The sequence below is a fragment of the Roseovarius sp. A46 genome, assembly GCF_004126395.1.
In the GTDB taxonomy this organism is placed as follows: domain Bacteria; phylum Pseudomonadota; class Alphaproteobacteria; order Rhodobacterales; family Rhodobacteraceae; genus Roseovarius; species Roseovarius nitratireducens.
The window spans coordinates 1-339 of the sequence record NZ_PVWS01000097.1 but is presented as its reverse complement, the minus strand read 5'-3'; the positions used below and the strand labels follow the sequence as shown (position 1 = coordinate 339).

The following is a 339-nucleotide window of genomic DNA, read 5'->3' as shown; positions in this document are numbered from 1 at the left end:
GCGTCGGTGGCACCGACACGCTCGATGCGACGCTCGTTCCCGAGTTCATGGGTGGTCTGGGCATCATGCCGCTCGACGTGCAGCCGACCACCTCCAACATCGAGAACATCGAGATCGAAGCGCGCGATGGCTCGAGCTTCTACGGGGACGCAATGTCCATTGGATATGATTCTCCCGGCGGCCCGGATTCCTTTGACATCACGCTTGATGCGAAGGACATGACCGACATCCAGCGTATCGGCTCGCACAATTCGGATGGCGATCTGCGGATCGAGAACCTGACCACGCTGACCTCCAGCGGGACTGCCCGCAAGACCGAGGACATCACCGTGGTCATGG

The 339-nt window shown here is 60.8% G+C and carries 1 protein-coding gene; it reads left to right on the top strand.

Annotated features, from left to right (window positions below):
- A partial coding sequence (locus C6W92_RS17825; RefSeq protein ID WP_164989303.1) for a hypothetical protein occupies positions 1 to 339 on the top strand: 339 nt, incomplete at both ends.